This window comes from Pseudarthrobacter sp. MOO14 (assembly GCF_058267675.1).
Genome location: NZ_CM177849.1, coordinates 944,432 through 962,716 on the forward strand (window position 1 = coordinate 944,432; position 18,285 = coordinate 962,716).

Here is an 18,285-nt window from a genome sequence, read left to right on the forward strand (position 1 = left end):
TCCCGCTAGGGCGGATAATCGCCGCCTCCCGGCAGCTGGGCCCAGGCCCACAGCCACACGATCCACACGATCTGCAACAGCACGAACATGGCCACCACGGTTCCGCGGTAAGCCCGGGACCGGGAAAGGAAGGCAGCGCCCAGGGCCAGCGGAAACAGGGGCAGCAGCATCCTGAACGTGCTGGTCTGCGGGTGGAGGAACATCAGCAGGTAGCCCATGTAGCAGGCACACCACAGCCGGAGTTCGGCACCGAGCCGCACTACCGGGGGAAGGAACAGCATCACGCCGAACAGTGCCACAAAGACCAACGGCGCCAGCAGGCCAAGGACGGGGCCGAAAAGTTCGACGCCGGTATCGAACCAGGGCTTGAACGGCACCAGGTCCTGCCCCCGCCACACAGTTTCGGTCTTGGTGTAGGCCTGTGGGTCACCCGTGGCGGCCCACGCGGCAGCAGGCCAGACCAGTGCGGACACACCTGCGACGGCGGTGAGTCCAGTCAGCGCGGCGAGGTCCCGCACCGAGTGTGATTCTTCTTCCGTTCCCGGCGCGGCGCCGCCCCGGAGACGGTCCACGGCGCGCCAGACCAGCAGCAGGCCCACCATGGCCGCAAAGGGCACGCCCACGGGCCGCGACAGGCACAGCACGAACACCACCGGCATGGCCCACAGGTATTGGCGGCGCAGCACCAGCAGGAGGGCCCACGCAAGCAGAAGGAGGGACAATGGTTCGGCGTACGGCACCTGCAGCACGGCCGAAACGGGAAAGGTCGAGAAGAACGCGACGCCCCACATCGCCTGGCCATGGTCCGCCCGCTGCCGGAACAGGACGTAGGCCAGCAACGCGGCGCCCCAGCCGGCCAGCATGGCGATCACGGTCAGCGATGCGGCGGAATTCATGCCGGTGAGGCGGCTGAGCCCGCCGGCCAGCGCGGGAAAAAGCGGGTAGAAGGCCCACGTGTTTTCCTGCACGTTTCCGGCGGCGTCCGTGGGGAGCACGGAAGGGTAGCCATCGGCGATGACCGTGGCGTACCAGCGGGCATCCCAGATGTTGATGAAATTCCAGTAGTCCGGCTTCGGCGGGAACCAGGGGTTGACGCCCTGGTGGAGCGCGGCGGCCATGAAGATGCACGCCGAGACCAGGCGGGCGGCGGCATACAGGACAGTGGTTTGGATCCACCACGGCCAGCCGCGGACGGCGGAAGCAGCCCGGAGTGCGGCAGTGTGGGCAGATGCCAGGGGGCTGCGGCGGTCCACCGTGCTCACGGGCCGCCCGTCCCCGGCACGGCGGTCCCGCGGGCGGCCTCGTCCGCGTCCGCGGAGGTGCCCGGGTCAGCCGGTGCCGGGTTCGCGGGGGCGGCCGGGCCGGCGTCGGAATCCGGTTCCGGTACGTCGCCTTCCATCGCAGCCAGCCGGCTGCGGAGCTCCGCCACTTCCCGGTTCCTGGCGGCGAGTTGGTCCCGCAGGTCCTCCAGGACCTGGTCCACCTGGTCCATCCGGTAGCCGCGCAGCCCGAGCGAGAACCGTAGTTGGTCCACGTCCTCAGGTCCGGCGTGTGCCGGCAGCAAGACCGGTGGGAGGTTTGCGGGCGGGTCCTCGAGGCCGGCACCCAGCAGTGCAGGCAGCCCGGCACCGCCGGTACCGCGGGAGCGCCGGCCCAGGCCGGCCCACAGGACCGCCGCCACCAGGACCACGGCGAGGAATACCAGAAAGAAACTCACTGTCCCATCGTGCCAGATCCATCCCGCCGGTCCGCGGCCCACGGCACGGAACCGGGCCAGGCCGTGGCCCCTGTACTACTCCGGCCGCTGCTCACCATTCATGGACGGGGTCACGGCAACGTGAAGCACACGGTCCACCGCTTCGGCGGGATCGTCAACTAGCTGGATCAGGTCCAGGTCCTTCTCCGAGACCATTCCCTCGGCCACCAGGGTGCCCCGGATCCATTCGATCATCGGCCCCCAGAATTCGACGCCAAGGAGCACGATCGGGAACGACGTCACCTTCCGTGTCTGGACCAGGACCATGGCCTCGAACAGCTCATCCAGGGTGCCCAGGCCGCCCGGCAGCACGATAAAGCCCTGCGCGTACTTGACGAACATGGTCTTGCGGGCGAAGAAATAGCGGAAGTTGATACCCAGGTCCACCCACTGGTTCAGGCCCTGCTCGAAGGGCAGCTCAATGCCCAGGCCCACGGATACGCCGTTGCCTTCCACCGTCCCCCGGTTGGCCGCCTCCATGGATCCGGGGCCGCCGCCGGTGATAACCGCCACCCCGGCCTCGGCGAGCTTGCGCCCCACCTCGACGCCCATTTCGTAGTACTTGCTGCCGGGCTTGGTGCGGGCGGAACCAAAAACGCTGACGGCCTTTCCAATGTCCGCCAGCGCACCGAATCCTTCGACGAATTCGCTCTGGATCCGCAGGACCCGCCAGGGGTCGGTGTGGACGAACTGGCCGGGGCCTTTGGTATCGAGCAGATGCTGGTCGGACATTTCCACGGCGGCCTGCTTGCGGCGCAGTTCAAGGGGCCCTTTGCGGCGTGGCTGGGTTGTCTTGGCCGGATCAGCGTTGGTACTCATTCCCCTAGGCTAACCTCCGACTCCAGGTATCTCTTGAATCACGATCGGCATGAACTTGGGGTGATTGGCGTCATAACCCACCGTTGTTCGCTAGATTCTTTCCTATGACTACTCATGTGCCCGGCGATGCCCTCGTCTCCCTGAACGCCGTTAATAAGCATTACGGCCAGCTGCACGTTCTGAAGGACATCAACCTGCAGGTCCGCAAGGGCGAGGTTGTTGTGGTCATCGGACCTTCGGGCTCCGGTAAGTCCACCCTCTGCCGCGCCATCAACCGCCTGGAAACCATTGAGGGTGGAACCATCACCATCGACGGGAAAGTCCTGCCCGAGGAAGGCAAGGAACTGGCCCAGCTCCGCGCCGATGTTGGCATGGTCTTCCAGTCTTTCAACCTTTTCGCACACAAGACCATCCTTGAAAACGTGACGCTCGGGCCCATCAAGGTCAAAGGCGTTTCCAAGACGGCCGCGGAGAAAGATGCCATGGCACTCTTGGAACGGGTAGGCGTAGGGCACCAGGCGCCCAAGCTTCCCGCCCAGCTTTCCGGCGGACAACAGCAGCGCGTCGCCATCGCGCGCGCCTTGGCAATGAAGCCGAAGGTCATGTTGTTCGATGAACCCACGTCCGCGCTCGACCCCGAAATGATCAACGAGGTCCTGGACGTCATGGTCCAGCTGGCCAAGGAAGGCATGACCATGATCGTGGTCACCCACGAGATGGGCTTCGCCCGAAAGGCTGCTGACCGCGTGGTCTTCATGGCAGACGGCCAGATCGTGGAGGACGCCACCCCGGAGGAATTCTTCAACAACCCGAAGAGCGACCGTGCCAAGGACTTCCTCTCGAAGCTCCTCACGCACTGATCCCCAAGCAACCACACTCAGTTCGCATCCAGGCCGAGAACCCAACGGCCATCAATGAAAGGAATGTCATGAAGGCATTTATGTCCCGACGAAAGTCCTTCGTCGTGGCGGCTACAGCCGCCCTCGCCCTGTCCCTTAGCGCCTGCGGCGGTGGAGACTCAGGCGGCTCCAGCAACCCGAGCCCCGTCGAGAAGCCGTCGTTCGCAGCCGGAACCACCATGGAGAAGCTGTCCTCCGCCGGCACCATCAAGATCGGCACCAAGTTCGATCAGCCGCTGTTCGGCCAGGTCGGCCTGGATGGCAAGCCCGTCGGTTTCGACGTTGAAATCGGCAAACTGATCGCCGCCAAGCTGGGCATCGCCGCTGACAAGATCGAATGGTCCGAAACTGTCTCCGCAAACCGCGAGCCCTTCATCGAACAGGGCAAGGTGGACATCGTCATCGCGACTTACACCATCAGCGACAAGCGCAAGCAGGTCGTTGACTTCGCCGGCCCGTACTACGAAGCAGGCCAGGCCTTGATGGTGAACAAGGACAACGACTCCATCAAGAAGCCCGAGGACGTCAAGGGCAAGAAGGTGTGCTCCGTAACCGGCTCCACCCCCGCTGCGACCATCGTGGACAAGTACGGCGCCGAACTGGTGCCTGCCGCTACCTACTCCGCCTGCCTGGAGCCGCTGCGCAACAAGCAGGTTGAAGCCGTTACCACTGACAACGTGATCCTCGCCGGGTTCGTTGACAAGGAGCCGGACGCTTTCAAGCTTGCATCAGAAGAAACCTTTACCAAGGAGCCTTACGGCATCGGCCTGAAGAAGGGCGACACGGAGTTCCGTAACTGGATCAACGACCAGCTTGAGTCCTTCGAGAAGGACGGTTCTTACAAGAAGGCCTGGGAAGCCACCGCAGGTTCAGTCATCAAGACTGCACCGAGCCTGCCGGCCATCAACCGCTACTGAGCAGCGTTCCATAGGTGCCGGGGCCGCCAAGCAGCCCCGGCACCACCGCCTTCACTCCGTCCACGCATACAGCCGAAGGATCTTATGGACGTCATCATTGAAAACCTGCCCTTGTATTGGGAGGGTTTTCTCCGCACTCTTTTCCTTTCCGTCGTATCGGGTATCTTCGCGCTGATCCTCGGAACGTTGCTGGCCGCAGCGCGGGTATCCCCGGTGGCGGCGTTGCGCGGTTTCAGCACCGTCTACGTGGAAGTACTCCGCAACACACCGCTGACCATCGCGTTCTTCTTCGCGGCGGTCGTGCTCCCCCGCCTCGGGGTCAAATTTGAGCAGTTCGAGGTCGCCGCAATTATCGCCCTCAGTACGTACACGGCCGCGTTCATCGCCGAAGCTGTCCGGTCGGGCGTCAACAGCGTGCCCGTGGGCCAAGCCGAAGCAGCCCGCAGCATTGGCATGAAGTTCAGCCAAGTACTCTCGCTCATCATTCTTCCGCAAGCACTGCGGACGGTGATCCCGCCGCTGATCAACATCCTGATCGCGCTGGTGAAGAACTCATCCGTTGCCGGCGCCTTCTTTGTCCTGGAGCTGTTCGGCTATGGCCGGCAACTGGCCAACGCCAACGGTGACGCGGTCATCACAGTCCTGTTGGGCACGGCTTTCTTCTATCTGCTCCTCACCGTTCCGCTGGGAATCCTCGCCAACACGGTGGAACGAAAGGTGGCGATTGCCCGATGAGCTCCGTCCTGTATGACGTCCCCGGCCCCAAAGCACGCCGGGTTTCACTCATTGCTTCAATCATCGGCGGTCTCCTGATCCTTGGCCTGCTGGCCTGGGTGGTCATGACCTTGGCCCAGCAAGGCATCTTCGAGGGCCGCCGCTGGCAGATTTTCACCCGCGCCGATGTTTGGCGGCTTCTCGGCAACGGCCTTGGTTCGACCCTGTCCGCAGCCGCCCTGGCAGCAGTCATCGCATTTCCGCTTGGCCTGCTGCTATGCCTCCTGCGGATTTCAGACGCGGCGGTCATCCGGATACCCATGCGCATCATCCTCGAATTCCTTCGCGGTATGCCCGTTGTCCTGATGATGCTCTTTATCCTCCTCGGATTCGGTACGTCCGCATTCATCGCTGTCGTTGCCGGCCTGGTCCTCTACAACGCAGCGGTGTTCGCTGAAATCATCCGTGCCGGTATCCAGTCCCTCCCCAAAGGACAGCGCGAAGCCGGCCTGGCCATTGGCCTGACGAGCTTCAAATCCCGGATGCTGATCGAACTGCCGCAGGCGATCCGGCGCATGATGCCGTCCCTTGTAGCGCAGATGGTGGTCCTCCTGAAGGACACCTCGCTGGGTTACATCGTGGCCTACGGCGAGCTGCTGCGGGCGGTGCAGGTCATGGCGGACTTCCTGGGAACGCAGTACCTGTTCCCGATCTTCTTTGTGGCGGCAGCGATCTACATTGCCATCAACATCTCCGTGTCCAGGATTGCGGTGTGGATCGAACGCCGCGGCTCCCGGAAGGCAGCTGGCGGCGTGGCAACTGCAAACACGACGGCGGACCTTCAGGTCGGACACGCCGGACCCGTTTAGCACACCCTGAACAAAGAGCAGGTCCGCAACTCCCGGGAGTTGCGGACCTGCTCTTTTTAATACAAACAGTATTATCCGGCGAGCCAATCCTGCAGCGCCCGGAGGCAGGCGCGGATTGCGTCGGCGGATACGTGTTCGTTGTCCTTGTGCGCCAGCAGCGGGTCGCCCGGGCCGAAGTTCACCGCCGGGATGCCCAGCTCACTGAAACGGGCGACGTCGGTCCACCCGTATTTGGGTTTGGGTTCGGCTCCCACGGCGGCAACGAAAGAGGCGGCAGCAGGGTGCTGCAGGCCGGGGCGGGCGCCGGCGGCGGCATCGGTGCGCACTAGGTCGAAGCCTGCCAGCAATTCCCGGACATGGGCTTCGGCCTGGTCCGACGTTTTGTCCGGGGCGAACCGGTAGTTGATCTCCACCACGCAGCGGTCGGGGATGACGTTGCCGGCCGTACCGCCGTTGATCTTCACCGCGTTAAGGCTTTCGCGGTAATCCAGGCCGTCAACGGTGACGGTACGTGGTTCATAGGCGGCCAGGCGCGCCAGGATGGGGGCCGCGGCGTGGATGGCGTTGCTGCCCATCCAGGCGCGTGCGGAATGGGCGGCTTCACCGGAAGTGCTGGCCTCGAACCGGCTGGTTCCGTTACAGCCGCCTTCCACCGTGCCGTCCGTGGGTTCCAGCAGGATGGCGAAGTCCCCCTGCAGGAGGTGGCCGTGGTTGCGGACCAAACGTCCCAGTCCGCTCTTGACCGCATCCACTTCCTCGTGGTCATAGAAGACGAAGGTGACGTCGCGTCCGGGCTGGGCGCCGCCGTCGAACATTCCTGCTGCCAGCGCCAGCTGGACCGCCACGCCGCCTTTCATGTCCGTGGCTCCGCGGCCGTAGAGGATGCCTTCGCCAGGAACGCCGGAGTCCCAGCTGGACGGGACCGTCCCCCTGGAACCTTCCGTCAGGGGCAGCGGGACCGTGTCCAGGTGTCCGGCGAGGATGACGCGTTCGCTGCGGCCCAGTTCCGTGCGGGCAACGATGGCGTCCCCGTCCCGGACCACGGTCAGCTGGGGAATCCCCCGCAAAGCGGCTTCCACGGCGTCCGCGAGCTGCTTCTCATTGCCCGACACGCTGTTGATGTCCATCACCGCGGCAGTCAGCAACGCCACGTCCTGGCGCAGGTCAAGGATGGACAGGGACGAGTCAGGGGCGGTTTCAGCAGTCACGAAGCCAGTCTAGTTCGAACGGGCTGCCCGCCCCTCGATAGACTGGAGCACATGACTGAGACCGCTTCCTCTGCCGTGCCCGAAACCCTCACCCCTGACACCGATGACCGTTCCGCCCACGGCTTTGGCGTCGCCACCATCGCCACCGGGGATGCAAGCGTCCTGGACGTCTGGTTCCCGGCACCGGCGCTTGGTGTCGCCGCCGAGAACCTCCGCTCGGTGGAGCACGCCGACGAAACCCTGACCCGCATTGCCGAGAACGGCGCTGACGAGGACCGCGGTACCGAGCAGAAGGTCGTGTTCGTCCAGATCAACCTCGATGAAGCCCCCGCGGACACCGCCGACGCCTACCTGCGCCTGCACCTCCTCTCGCACCGTCTGGTCAAGCCCAACACCATCAACCTCGACGGCATCTTCGGCAAGCTCCCCAACGTCGTGTGGACCAACTTCGGGCCCGCCGCCGTCGAAGGCTTCGAACTGACCCGCGCCAGGCTCCGCCGGCGCGGCGCCGTCACCGTCTACGGCATCGACAAGTTCCCGAGGATGGTGGACTACGTGGTGCCCACCGGCGTGCGGATTGCCGACGCCGACAGGGTCCGCCTTGGCGCGCACCTGGCCGCCGGCACCACCGTCATGCACGAGGGCTTCGTCAATTTCAACGCCGGAACCCTGGGGACCTCCATGGTGGAAGGCCGCATTTCGGCCGGCGTCGTGACCGGTGACGGCAGCGATGTCGGCGGCGGCGCATCCATCATGGGTACCTTGTCCGGAGGCGGCAAGGAAAAGATCACTATCGGTGAGCGTGTGCTGCTCGGTGCCAACTCCGGCGTGGGTATCAGCATCGGCGATGACTCCGTTGTCGAAGCCGGCCTCTACGTCACGGCCGGCACCCGGGTGCGCATCCCCGGTCCCAAGGACGAGGTCGGCGAAGACACCACCAAGATCGTCAAGGCTGCTGAACTCTCGGGCGTGCCCAACCTGCTGTTCCGCCGCAACTCCACCACCGGCGCCGTCGAGGCGCTCCCCCGCGCCGGCCAGACCGTCGAGTTGAACGACGCCCTGCACGCCAACTGATCCGCCGGTGGGACGAAGACGCGGCCTGCGCCGCCTGGCGGTCCTCCTGCTGGCCCTCGCGCTGGCAGCGGGCGGCATTTATACCGCTGTGTACTTCGTGCAGCGTTCCGAAACCCTCGTTTCGGAACGCTGTACTGCCTCTGCGGGCAACCGCAGCGGGGAGCTGGCACCGGACCAGGCGGCCAACGCCGCCCTCATCACCGCCGTGGCGGTGCGGCGTGGATTGCCGGCCCGCGCTGCCACCATCGCACTCGCCACCGCCATGCAGGAGTCGAAGCTGCGCAACATCGGGCACGGGGACCAAGCCGGTCCGGATTCGCGGGGGCTCTTCCAGCAGCGGCCCTCCCAGGGTTGGGGCAGCGAAGCGCAGATCATGGACCCGTACTACGCCGTCAACGCTTTCTACGACGCTTTGGTGAAGATTCCAGGGTACGAGGCGCTCGACATCACCGATGCCGCTCAGCGGGTTCAGCGCTCGGCCCATCCCGGCGCTTACGCCCAGCACGAGGACATGGGCCGGGCGTTTGCCTCCGGCCTGACCGGCCAGACACCGGAGGGGGTCAAGTGCACGCTGCGCTCGGCCACCGCCACAGGGGATGCGGCCGCGGTGGCGGGCGAACTGGAGCAGGCCTACGGTGGCGTGGATTCCCAGGCAGACGGCGCCACCCTGGTAGTGGAAGCCGACGGGGAGATGGCGTGGTCCATTGCCCAGTGGGCAGTGGCCAACGCCAAGGACCTGGCGGTGACCCGGGTTGATGTTGCCGGGCGGACGTGGCAGCGTTCAGGCGGCGACTGGCAGGATTCCACCACGGCAGCCGGGCAGGTGCGCATCACGCTGCGGCAGGGCGACGGCGGCAGTTGAGCCTGCGGGGTCAGACCAGGATTTCCAGCACCGGCTGGACGTAGCTGCGGAACAGCTCCGGCTGGCCCATCAGTTCCTGGCTCATGATGATCTTGTCCGGTTCCAGGTACCACGCCCGCTGCTCGTCCAGCGGCAGTTCGATGATGGTCAGCCGGAAGTCCCGCGAATCGCGCCCGATTTCCATCAGCCTGTCATCCACCATCTCCGCAAGCAGTTGGTCGGTGCCGCTGGCGACCCGTTCCCCCTCCAGTTCGGCATACTCGCTCCTGCGTTCCCTGGCCCAGGTGAGGGCTGAGCCGAAGTGCGCCTGCAGGACACGCTGCAGGGCCGGGGAGTTGCCGAACGCCTCAAAATCCGGTGGAGAGAGTTCGGGCACCGTCTGCGGGTGCGCCTTGAGCAGTTGGTCCCACCAGGCCTCCCATTCGGTCTTCAGTGCGCTGAGTCCACCAACCTCCGCGGTCAGGTGGGTGTGGTCGGCGGACCTGATCTTGGGAGCCGCGTGGGACAGCACGGGACGGCCCACGCCGTTGAGGGCCGCCGCATCCCGGACGTAGAGCGCAATTATCATCGGTCCGGACGTGTCCGTGGTGATTTGCCATCCTGAACCGCTTGCGTGGTGCATTCAAAGTCCTTCCCTGGCCGCCTTCCGCCGGACATCATGAGGCTGTCCGGCGTACCGGCTTTCAGTCTATTCCCGCAGGCCATCCGCGGTAGTGCCGGACATGCTCCGGGTACCGGTCATCGGGCAAGGCTGTCCAGGTGCCGGTCAAGGACATCGCGGCACATTTGCGCAGTCATCCAACCCGGCTGCAGCAACGCGTGCATGCACAGGCCGTCCAGGGTGGCCAACAACCGCTCCGCCTCCAGTACCAGGTTGTCCTGCGGTTCGTCCGGCAGCAGCGCGGCAACCACCGTCCCGACGACGGCGGCGACCTCCCGGTGGCTGCGGTCCGCCACGCCTGCAAGGAACGGCCTGATCCGCGCTGCGTTCTTGAAGGCCAGCCAGGCGCAGGCCTCCACCGCGCTCTCCTGGTCCAGCGGCAGCAATCCGCCCAGCAGGGTTAAAACGGCCTCGCGGTGCTCCGGGCTGCCCGGGACGGCCCCGTCCACAGCGGGCAGCAGTTGCTGGAGCCGTCCGACGATGCGGTCCACCACCGCGCCGAACGAGAAAGTGAGGAGTTCTTCACTTCCCGCAAAGTAGTGCCGGACGGAGCCCACCGCCAGGCCGGCCTCGTCAGCCACTTCACGCAGCGAGGCGCGCTCCAGCCCGTCAACGGCGATTATCCGGAGAACCGCCTGGACCACGTCCTGCCGCCTGGCATCTGCATCAACAATTTTGGGCACCCTCCTTATTAGCACACTTGTGCTTCTTTCCGGGTGTCACATCGCGCCCGCCATCCGGAAAGCAGGGGCGGCCGGCACCTGCCGTGGGATAGCGTTGGGGCATGAGAATCTTGGTTACAGGTGGGACCGGCTACATCGGTTCCCACACTGTTCTTTCCCTGCAGGAAGCCGGCCACGAGGTCGTTGTCATCGACAACCTGGTCAACTCGAGCGAAGAGTCGCTGCGGCGGGTTGCCGAGCTCAGCGGCAAGGCCGCCGAGTTCCACCACGTCGACCTGGTGGACGAAGCTGCCGTCGAAAAGGTGTTTGCGGGCGCCGCCATCGACGCCGTGATCCACTTCGCCGGCCTCAAGGCCGTCGGTGAGTCGGTCCGGGAGCCGCTGAACTACTACTACAACAACCTGGTGGGCACGCTGAACCTGATCCGCGTCATGGACCGGCACGACGTCCGCTCCATCGTGTTCAGCTCCTCCGCCACCGTCTACGGAGAGCACAACCCCATTCCGTACGTGGAAAAGATGGAGATCGGTGCCAACAACCCCTACGGGCGCACCAAGGAGCAGATCGAGGACATCCTCTCGGACCTTGGCGCAGCGGACACCCGGTGGCACATAGCACTCCTGCGCTACTTCAACCCGGTGGGCGCGCACCCCTCCGGCAGGATCGGCGAAGACCCCCAGGGCATTCCCAACAACCTGGTTCCGTTCATAGCCCAAGTGGCCGTGGGCCGGCGCGAAAAACTCATGGTGTTCGGTGGCGACTACGACACCCCGGATGGAACCTGCCTGCGGGACTACATCCACGTTGTCGACCTGGCCGAAGGACACGTCGCTGCGCTGAACCACATTGCCGCCCGCACCGGAGTCTTCCGCTGGAACCTGGGCTCCGGCAAGGGGTCCTCCGTCCTGGAGGTCCTGCGGTCCTTCGAAAAGGCCGTCGGCAAGCCCATCCCCTACGAGATCACCGGCCGCCGCGCAGGAGACCTGCCGGCGTTCTGGGCCGACGCCACGTCCGCGCTGGCGGATCTGAGCTGGTCCACCACCAAGACGGTGGACCAGATGTGCGAGGACCACTGGCGGTGGCAGAAGAACAACCCCCAGGGCTACGCCTCGTAGTCCCCTTGAATGTGGCACAACGCGAAGCGGCCGCCCACCTTGGAAAGGTGGGCGGCCGCCGTCGTTATGGCCGGTTTCAGCGTGCCGGGTAGTCCCGCTCCGGCTCGCCGATGTACAGCTGGCGCGGGCGGCCGATCTTGGTGTTGGGGTCGCTGATCATTTCACGCCACTGCGCGATCCAGCCGGGCAGGCGGCCGATCGCGAACAGGACCGTGAACATCTTCTCGGGGAAGCCCATGGCCTTGTAGATCAGGCCGGTGTAGAAGTCCACGTTCGGGTAGAGCTTGCGCTGGATGAAGTAGTCGTCGTTGAGAGCCTTCTCCTCCAGGCGGAGTGCGATCTCCAGCAGCTCGTCGTTGCCGCCGAGCTTGGTGAGGATCTCGTGGGCGGTGGCCTTGACGATCTTGGCGCGCGGATCGTAGTTCTTGTAGACCCGGTGCCCGAAGCCCATCAGGCGGACGCCGTCTTCCTTGTTCTTGACCTTCTCCATGTAGTCCTCGGGCTTGAGGCCCTCGGCCTGGATCTGGCGGAGCATCTTCAGGACGGCCTCGTTGGCGCCACCGTGGGCGGGGCCGAAGAGGGCGTTGATGCCTGCCGAAACCGAGGCGAAAAGGTTTGCGTTGGATGAGCCCACCAGGCGCACCGTGGAGGTGGAGCAGTTCTGCTCGTGGTCCGCGTGCAGGATCAGGAGCAGGTCCAGCGCCTTGACGATGACCGGGTCCAGCTCGTACTGCTCTGCCGGCAGGCCGAAGCTGAGGCGCAGGAAGTTCTCCACAAGGTTCATGGAGTTGTCCGGGTACAGCATCGGCTGGCCGATGGACTTCTTGTGCGCGTAAGCGGCGATGACCGGCAGCTTGGCCATCAGGCGGATGGTGGAAACCTCCACCTGCTCGGCGTTGAACGGGTCCAGCGAGTCCTGGTAGAACGTGGACAGCGCGGATACTGCGGAAGAAAGCACCGGCATGGGGTGCGCGTCACGCGGGAAGCCGCCGAAGAAGCCCTTGAGCTCCTCGTGCAGCAGGGTGTGGCGCCGGATCTTCTGGTCGAACTCATCCAGCTCGGTGGGCGTCGGCAGGTTGCCGTAGATCAGCAGGTAGGACACCTCAAGGAAGCTGGAGTGCTGCGCCAGCTGCTCGATGGGGTATCCGCGGTAGCGCAGGATGCCCGCATCGCCATCGATGTAGGTGATTGCCGAGGTGGTTGCTGCGGTGTTCATGAAGCCGGGGTCAAACGTCACGGCGCCGGTCTGCTTCAGCAGCTTGGAGACGTCGTAACCCTCGTTCCCTTCAACAACCTGGATGCGCGGGAGCTTCAGCTCGCCACCTGCATGGAGCAGGGTCGCAGCATTGTTGGTCTCAGTCATGGAGTCCCCTTCATGAGGCGTCTGGGCCTCTGTCGAAAGCTTGATCCAACATCAGGTGAGCCGCGCACTGATCCTGAGAAGACAGGTTCCAACACCCGGGCTGCCTTCTTGTAGAAAGCCACCATTGATAGTCACTTAAAAACTACCGCTCCTTGGCGGGTGTCACTAATCCGCAGCCCGCCGAGACAGCCTAAAATGCCCCGGATGTGGGACGAGTCACACGAATATTACGTGCTCCTAGGAACCTGCTCCTGACAGCCTGGCCACCGCTGCGTCAATGCGTTCGTCCGTGCCGGTCAGGGCAACCCGGACAAAACCATTGCCGGCATCACCGTAGAAGACGCCGGGTCCCACCACGATGCCCCGGTCCGCGAGGCGGTCCACCGTGTCCCAGGTGTCCTCCCCGGCAGTGGACCAAAGGTACAGTCCGGCGTCGGATTCCTTGATCTCGAGGCCGAACGCCTGCAGCGCGGGCACCAGCCGCTCACGCCGGCCCCGGTAGAGGTCCTTCTGCGCCTCAACGTGCACGTCGTCGCCCAGCGCCACCCGCATGGCCTCCTGGACCGGGTACGGAACGATCATGCCCGCATGCTTGCGGCTGTTGACCAGGTTGGGCATCAGGTCCGGGTCACCGGCCACGAAGGCCGCCCGGTAGCCGGCCAAGTTGGACTGCTTGCTCAGCGAGTAGACCGCCAGCAGGCCCTGGTGCGAGCCGCCCGCCACGCGTGGATCAAGGATGCTGGGAACGCGACGGCCGCCGCGCTGGACGTCCCAGTCCCCCCAGCCGAGCTCCGCGTAGCATTCGTCCGAGGCCACCACGGCACCCAGTTCCCGGGCCTGGACCACCAGCGCCCTCAGCGACTCGGCATCCCGCACGCTGCCGGTGGGGTTGCCGGGCGAATTGACCCAGATCAGGCGTACCCGGGCGCGCATGGCGTCGTCGAGTTCGTCCAGGTTATCCGTCGCCACCGAGGTGACGCCGGCAAGGGTTGCGCCGATATCGTAGGTGGGGTACGCCACCTTGGGACGGACGACGACGTCGCCCGGCTTGAGGCCCAGCAGCAGCGGAAGCCAGGCAACGAGTTCTTTCGAACCCACGGTGGGCATGATGTTGCGGGGATCCAGGCCGGACACTCCGCGCCGGCGTTCGAACCAGCCGGCAATGGCGTCCCGGAGCGCCGGCGTGCCGTGCACGGTGGGATAGCCGGGGGCATCGGCGGCAGCCTTCAAGGCGTCCTGAACCAATGCCGGGGTGGGATCCACCGGCGTGCCGATCGACAGGTTGACAGCCCCGCCGGGGTGCCTGGACGCCTTGGCCAGATAAGGTGCCATAGCCTCCCAGGGGTAGTCGGGCAGGGCCAGGCCAAACGAATTCACTGCTGCTGTCACGGCGCTCGTCCGGGTCAGTGGTCTTGGTTCTGCGGCGGCAGGGCGGCGATCATCGGGTGGTCCTTGCCCGTGTTGCCGATCTTGGCCGCGCCGCCCGGAGACCCGAGGTCATCGAAGAACTCGACGTTCGCCTTGTAATAGTCGGCCCACTCATCCGGAGTGTCATCCTCGTAGTAGATGGCTTCCACCGGGCAGACCGGTTCGCAGGCGCCACAGTCGACGCACTCGTCCGGATGGATGTACAGCGAACGCTCGCCCTCATAGATGCAGTCCACGGGGCATTCTTCGATGCATGCCTTGTCCTTAACATCCACACACGGCTGCGCGATTACGTACGTCACGTCCCTGGCCTCTCCACGTTGGGTTCCGGCGACCCGCCGGTTCTTGCATCCGGCAGCACGGCCGGACTCTTGACATCTGAGCCTATTATCTCCCAGCACGTTCCCGCGAACCTAGCCGGCACCCTAGTATGAACTGGTGAGTCTGCCTGCTGCCGCGCCCGCCCGGTTCCTGACCGCTGCGGCCCCGGGTACCCGCGTCGTGGTCCGTTACCGCATCGACGGCGGCCTGACCGATGCCCTGGGCCACTTACTGGCATGCGACGCCGGTTCCTGCACTATCCGCACCCGCCGGGCCGACGTCGTTATCCCCCTGGAACGCGTGGTGGCGGCCAAGGAGGTTCCGCCCGCTCCCCGGCGGCGCCCCGCACGGTGACGGCCGCCCCCGCGCCACCCCTCGCACCACAGGCTCGGGGTCGCTGCGCAGCACGGACATTAAAGCGGAACGGATGTTAAAGCAGAATGCCACCGGTGCAGTACCGGTGGCATTCTTGGTGTTCAGGCGCTGTTATGCCTTGGCGCGGGCGCGGTTGGCCTTGGCACGCTCGTTGGTGTCCAGGATGACCTTGCGGATGCGGATGGCCTCCGGGGTCACCTCGACGCACTCGTCCTCGCGAGCGAATTCAAGCGACTCTTCGAGGGTCAGGTCGCGCGGCGGCGTCAGGTTCTCAAAGGTGTCGGAGGAAGCGGCACGCATGTTGGTGAGCTTCTTTTCCTTGGTGATGTTGACGTCCATGTCATCGGCGCGGGAGTTCTCGCCAACGATCATGCCCTCGTACACCTCGGAGGTGGGCTTGACGAAGAAGGAGCCGCGTTCCTGCAGGTTGATCATGGCGAACGGGGTCACAACACCGGCACGGTCGGCAACCATCGAACCGTTGGTACGGTACTCGATGGGACCGGCCCAAGGCTCGTAGCCCTCGGAGATGGAAGCGGCGATGCCTGCACCGCGGGTGTCGGTCAGGAACCGGGTACGGAAACCGATCAGGCCACGGGCCGGGACGATGAACTCCATGCGGCACCAGCCGGTGCCGTGGTTGGCCATGTTGGTCATCCGGCCCTTGCGGGCGGCCATGAGCTGCGTCACGGCACCCAGGTATTCCTCGGGAACGTCGATGGTCATGTGCTCCATCGGCTCGTGGATCTTGCCGTCCACCAGCTTGGTCACAACCTGCGGCTTGCCGACGGTCAGCTCGAAGCCTTCGCGGCGCATCTGCTCCACCAGGATGGCCAGCGCCAGCTCGCCACGGCCTTGGACTTCCCAGGCGTCGGGACGCTCGGTGGGGAGCACCTTGATGGAGACGTTACCGATCAGTTCCTTATCCAGGCGGTCCTTGACCTGGCGGGCAGTGACCTTGGCACCCTTGACCTTGCCGGCCAGCGGCGAGGTGTTGATACCGATCGTCATGGAGATCGCGGGATCATCCACCGTGATCAGCGGCAGCGGCTGCGGGTTCTCGGCGTCCGTCAGGGTCTCACCAATGGTGATCTCCTCGATACCGGCGACGGCGACAATTTCGCCGGGGCCGGCGGATTCGGCCGGCACGCGCTCCAGCGCCTTGGTGGCCAGCAGTTCGGTGATTTTGACGTTCTTGAGCTCACCGTTGGCGCGCGCCCAGGCAACGGTCTGGCCCTTGCGCAGGGTGCCGTTGTAGATGCGCAGCAGTGCGAGGCGGCCCAGGAACGGGGAGGCGTCGAGGTTGGTGACGTGCGCCTGCAGCACACCCTCCGGGTTGTAGGTGGGGGCCGGGATGTGCTCGATGATGGTCTTGAAGAGCGGCTCCAGGTCCTCGTTCTCCGGAGCGGTGCCGTCGGCGGGCTGCTCGAGGGAGGCGCGGCCAACCTTGGCTGCGGCGTAGACGACCGGCACTTCGAGGATCTTGTCCAGGTCCAAGTCCGGCACTTCGTCCGCGAGGTCGGAGGCGAGGCCCAAGAGCAGGTCCATGGACTCGTGGACGACCTCTTCGATGCGCGCGTCAGGGCGGTCGGTCTTGTTGACCAGCAGGATGACCGGCAGGTGCGCGGCGAGTGCCTTGCGGAGCACGAAGCGGGTCTGCGGCAGCGGACCTTCGGAAGCGTCCACGAGCAGCACGACGCCGTCGACCATGGACAGGCCGCGCTCCACCTCGCCACCGAAGTCGGCGTGGCCCGGGGTGTCGATGACATTGATGGTGATGGTCTCGCCGTTGGAGGACGGACCGTTGTAAGCCACCGTGGTGTTCTTGGCCAGAATGGTGATGCCCTTTTCACGCTCCAGGTCACCGGAGTCCATCACACGGTCTTCGAGGTGGTTGTGCTCGGCAAAGGAGTTGGTCTGCTTGAGCATGGCGTCGACCAGGGTGGTCTTGCCGTGGTCAACGTGGGCCACAATCGCGACATTGCGGAGGTCACTGCGTGATGCAGTGGCCACCGCGGTGTTGGTGGTGGTTTCAGACATGCGTAATTGCTCGATTCAGTGGAGTCAGCTGTTGTATCGCGACATTTCCAACTGGAACGCACGACGGACAAGGCCCTTGGCACAGGGCGCCTGCATCTATTCTAGCCGGTGAGCCTTTTGTTGGCCTAAAATCCGGCGGGACCACGTGCCCCCTGGGTGCATCCTGGCAGGGCGAGTCCCGCAAAGTGTGACGAAATTCACTGGCACTTCCGGGAGCGTGGCATGATTGCTGTGACGCAGAGCCCACCTTCAGAGCAAGTCGGAGACCACGATGCCCCGTGCGACGGCCACCACGCCCAGCGGCGCCGCCCGCGCCGCCACCATGGTGGCGTCCGGCCTCCTGGCGGCCTCTGCGGTCCTGGGGCTCGCCGAGTGCGGGGCGCCTGCCGGCGACGGGGTCAGCTCCCTCTCGCGGGCCGCAGCCTCCGGTGGACAGGCCCCCGCCGGCGCCATGAAGACGAACGTTGCAGCCACGTCCCGGCTGCTCAATACCGGGAACGGACGGCTTGAGGCGGTGGTGCCGGACATCAGCAGGACTGTCCTGCTGATCGGGGATTCCCAGTCTGAACCCCTGGACGGCTGGCCGCGCCTGGGCCTCGCCGCTGCCGGGTACGACGTGTATTTTTGCGGCCGGGGCGGCACCGGGTACGTCGCGGCAAACGGTGCCACCGGCAACTACGTTGACGCCCTGGAGCGCGGGGACTGGTTGCTCCCGTCAGGCACCCCGGCGCTGATCGTCATCGAAGGTGGCGGCAATGACGCGGCCACCGGCGCGAGCAACACCCAGATTGTCCGCAACGCCGAGCGGCTGATCGCCGATCTCAAAACCCGCTACCCGGGCACTCGGATGGCAATGATCGGCACCTTGGCACGCGGCGCGGACAACGGCGGCGGTCGCCGCAGCGAAGTGGACGCCCTGGTGGGGTCCGTGGCCGCCGCCCACGGCCTGCCTTTTGTTTCAGCCGGGGACTGGCTGACCCGCTACGGACTCGCCAAGGACCTGGCTGATTCCGTCCACATGAACGCCGCCGGCCGCGTGGCCCTGGGCGGGATCCTTGAGCGACGGCTCAGGGAGTTGAAACTGGATCGGACGTCGGCCGCCGGCCAGGGTTCGCTGGCGGCAGTCCCCGGCGGCACCAGCGGGCTGCAGGACTGAGGCTTAAACAGGTGAAGCCGGGACC

The 18,285-nt window shown here is 65.3% G+C and carries 19 protein-coding genes; 9 read left to right on the forward strand and 10 right to left on the reverse strand.

Annotation, left to right across the window (positions count from 1 at the left end; genetic code table 11):
* Positions 1-5: 5 nt before the first annotated feature.
* From AC4EEV_RS04315 to AC4EEV_RS04325, 3 genes are all read right to left on the reverse strand, one after another.
* Complete coding sequence (locus tag AC4EEV_RS04315) at positions 6-1,262, reverse strand: hypothetical protein (protein WP_018760304.1); 1,257 nt, start codon at positions 1,260-1,262, stop codon at positions 6-8.
* Positions 1,259-1,717 (reverse strand): DivIVA domain-containing protein, encoded by a 459-nt coding sequence (locus tag AC4EEV_RS04320; protein WP_018760305.1) that lies wholly within the window; start codon positions 1,715-1,717, stop codon positions 1,259-1,261. Before AC4EEV_RS04320 ends, AC4EEV_RS04315 begins: the two co-directional genes overlap by 4 nt.
* 75 nt (positions 1,718-1,792) lie before the next feature.
* Positions 1,793-2,575, reverse strand: coding sequence for an LOG family protein (locus tag AC4EEV_RS04325; protein ID WP_018760306.1), 783 nt, complete (start codon positions 2,573-2,575; stop codon positions 1,793-1,795).
* 104 nt (positions 2,576-2,679) lie between these two features.
* Between AC4EEV_RS04325 and AC4EEV_RS04330 the strand changes: the two genes are divergently transcribed.
* The 4 genes from AC4EEV_RS04330 (at position 2,680) to AC4EEV_RS04345 (ending at position 5,974) form a co-directional block, all read left to right on the forward strand.
* Positions 2,680-3,435: an amino acid ABC transporter ATP-binding protein gene (locus tag AC4EEV_RS04330; RefSeq protein WP_026264268.1), complete on the forward strand. Its 756-nt coding sequence runs from the start codon at positions 2,680-2,682 to the stop codon at positions 3,433-3,435.
* 68 nt (positions 3,436-3,503) lie between these two features.
* Positions 3,504-4,391: a glutamate ABC transporter substrate-binding protein gene (locus AC4EEV_RS04335; protein ID WP_018760308.1), complete on the forward strand. Its 888-nt coding sequence runs from the start codon at positions 3,504-3,506 to the stop codon at positions 4,389-4,391.
* 84 nt (positions 4,392-4,475) lie between these two features.
* Positions 4,476-5,126 carry an amino acid ABC transporter permease gene (locus AC4EEV_RS04340; RefSeq protein ID WP_018760309.1) on the forward strand — a complete coding sequence of 217 codons (651 nt, stop codon included), beginning with the start codon at positions 4,476-4,478 and terminating at the stop codon, positions 5,124-5,126.
* Complete coding sequence (locus AC4EEV_RS04345) at positions 5,123-5,974, forward strand: amino acid ABC transporter permease (protein WP_018760310.1); 852 nt, start codon at positions 5,123-5,125, stop codon at positions 5,972-5,974. Before AC4EEV_RS04340 ends, AC4EEV_RS04345 begins: the two co-directional genes overlap by 4 nt.
* 71 nt (positions 5,975-6,045) lie before the next feature.
* On the opposite strand, the gene dapE is transcribed toward AC4EEV_RS04345, so the two are convergent.
* Positions 6,046-7,182, reverse strand: a complete 1,137-nt coding sequence (gene dapE, locus AC4EEV_RS04350) for a succinyl-diaminopimelate desuccinylase (RefSeq protein WP_491330221.1) — start codon at positions 7,180-7,182, stop codon at positions 6,046-6,048.
* A gap of 51 nt (positions 7,183-7,233) precedes the next feature.
* Here dapE and dapD point away from each other — a divergent pair, with 51 nt between their 5' ends.
* Together dapD and AC4EEV_RS04360 are read left to right on the forward strand one after the other, a co-directional pair.
* A complete protein-coding gene (dapD, locus tag AC4EEV_RS04355; RefSeq protein WP_109863732.1) occupies positions 7,234-8,256 on the forward strand; it encodes a 2,3,4,5-tetrahydropyridine-2,6-dicarboxylate N-succinyltransferase in 1,023 nt (340 codons plus the stop codon).
* A gap of 7 nt (positions 8,257-8,263) precedes the next feature.
* Positions 8,264-9,118 carry a transglycosylase SLT domain-containing protein gene (locus tag AC4EEV_RS04360; protein ID WP_133831016.1) on the forward strand — a complete coding sequence of 285 codons (855 nt, stop codon included), beginning with the start codon at positions 8,264-8,266 and terminating at the stop codon, positions 9,116-9,118.
* 10 nt (positions 9,119-9,128) lie between these two features.
* Here the strand turns inward: AC4EEV_RS04360 and AC4EEV_RS04365 are convergent, their stop codons facing one another.
* Together AC4EEV_RS04365 and AC4EEV_RS04370 are read right to left on the reverse strand one after the other, a co-directional pair.
* Positions 9,129-9,740, reverse strand: coding sequence for a hypothetical protein (locus tag AC4EEV_RS04365; RefSeq protein WP_133831017.1), 612 nt, complete (start codon positions 9,738-9,740; stop codon positions 9,129-9,131).
* A 116-nt stretch (positions 9,741-9,856) separates the two neighbouring features.
* Complete coding sequence (locus AC4EEV_RS04370) at positions 9,857-10,462, reverse strand: TetR/AcrR family transcriptional regulator (protein WP_491330222.1); 606 nt, start codon at positions 10,460-10,462, stop codon at positions 9,857-9,859.
* A gap of 101 nt (positions 10,463-10,563) precedes the next feature.
* Between AC4EEV_RS04370 and galE the strand changes: the two genes are divergently transcribed.
* On the forward strand, positions 10,564-11,577 hold the full coding sequence (gene galE / locus AC4EEV_RS04375; protein ID WP_109863728.1) for a UDP-glucose 4-epimerase GalE: 1,014 nt from the start codon (positions 10,564-10,566) through the stop codon (positions 11,575-11,577).
* A 76-nt stretch (positions 11,578-11,653) separates the two neighbouring features.
* Here galE and AC4EEV_RS04380 read toward each other — a convergent pair whose 3' ends face one another.
* From AC4EEV_RS04380 to fdxA, 3 genes are all read right to left on the reverse strand, one after another.
* Complete coding sequence (locus tag AC4EEV_RS04380; protein WP_018760317.1) at positions 11,654-12,940, reverse strand: citrate synthase; 1,287 nt, start codon at positions 12,938-12,940, stop codon at positions 11,654-11,656.
* Between the two features lie 237 nt (positions 12,941-13,177).
* Complete coding sequence (gene dapC / locus AC4EEV_RS04385; protein WP_491330223.1) at positions 13,178-14,329, reverse strand: succinyldiaminopimelate transaminase; 1,152 nt, start codon at positions 14,327-14,329, stop codon at positions 13,178-13,180.
* Positions 14,330-14,343: 14 nt separating this feature from the next.
* Complete coding sequence (gene fdxA, locus AC4EEV_RS04390) at positions 14,344-14,670, reverse strand: ferredoxin (protein ID WP_009356972.1); 327 nt, start codon at positions 14,668-14,670, stop codon at positions 14,344-14,346.
* Between the two features lie 136 nt (positions 14,671-14,806).
* Here fdxA and AC4EEV_RS04395 point away from each other — a divergent pair, with 136 nt between their 5' ends.
* On the forward strand, positions 14,807-15,043 hold the full coding sequence (locus AC4EEV_RS04395; RefSeq protein WP_133831020.1) for a putative acetyltransferase: 237 nt from the start codon (positions 14,807-14,809) through the stop codon (positions 15,041-15,043).
* A gap of 132 nt (positions 15,044-15,175) precedes the next feature.
* Here AC4EEV_RS04395 and typA read toward each other — a convergent pair whose 3' ends face one another.
* Positions 15,176-17,104, reverse strand: a complete 1,929-nt coding sequence (gene typA / locus AC4EEV_RS04400) for a translational GTPase TypA (RefSeq protein WP_109863725.1) — start codon at positions 17,102-17,104, stop codon at positions 15,176-15,178.
* 271 nt (positions 17,105-17,375) lie between these two features.
* On the opposite strand from typA, the gene AC4EEV_RS04405 reads away from it, so the two are divergent.
* A complete protein-coding gene (locus tag AC4EEV_RS04405) occupies positions 17,376-18,260 on the forward strand; it encodes an SGNH/GDSL hydrolase family protein (RefSeq protein WP_491330224.1) in 885 nt (294 codons plus the stop codon).
* Positions 18,261-18,285: the final 25 nt, after the last annotated feature.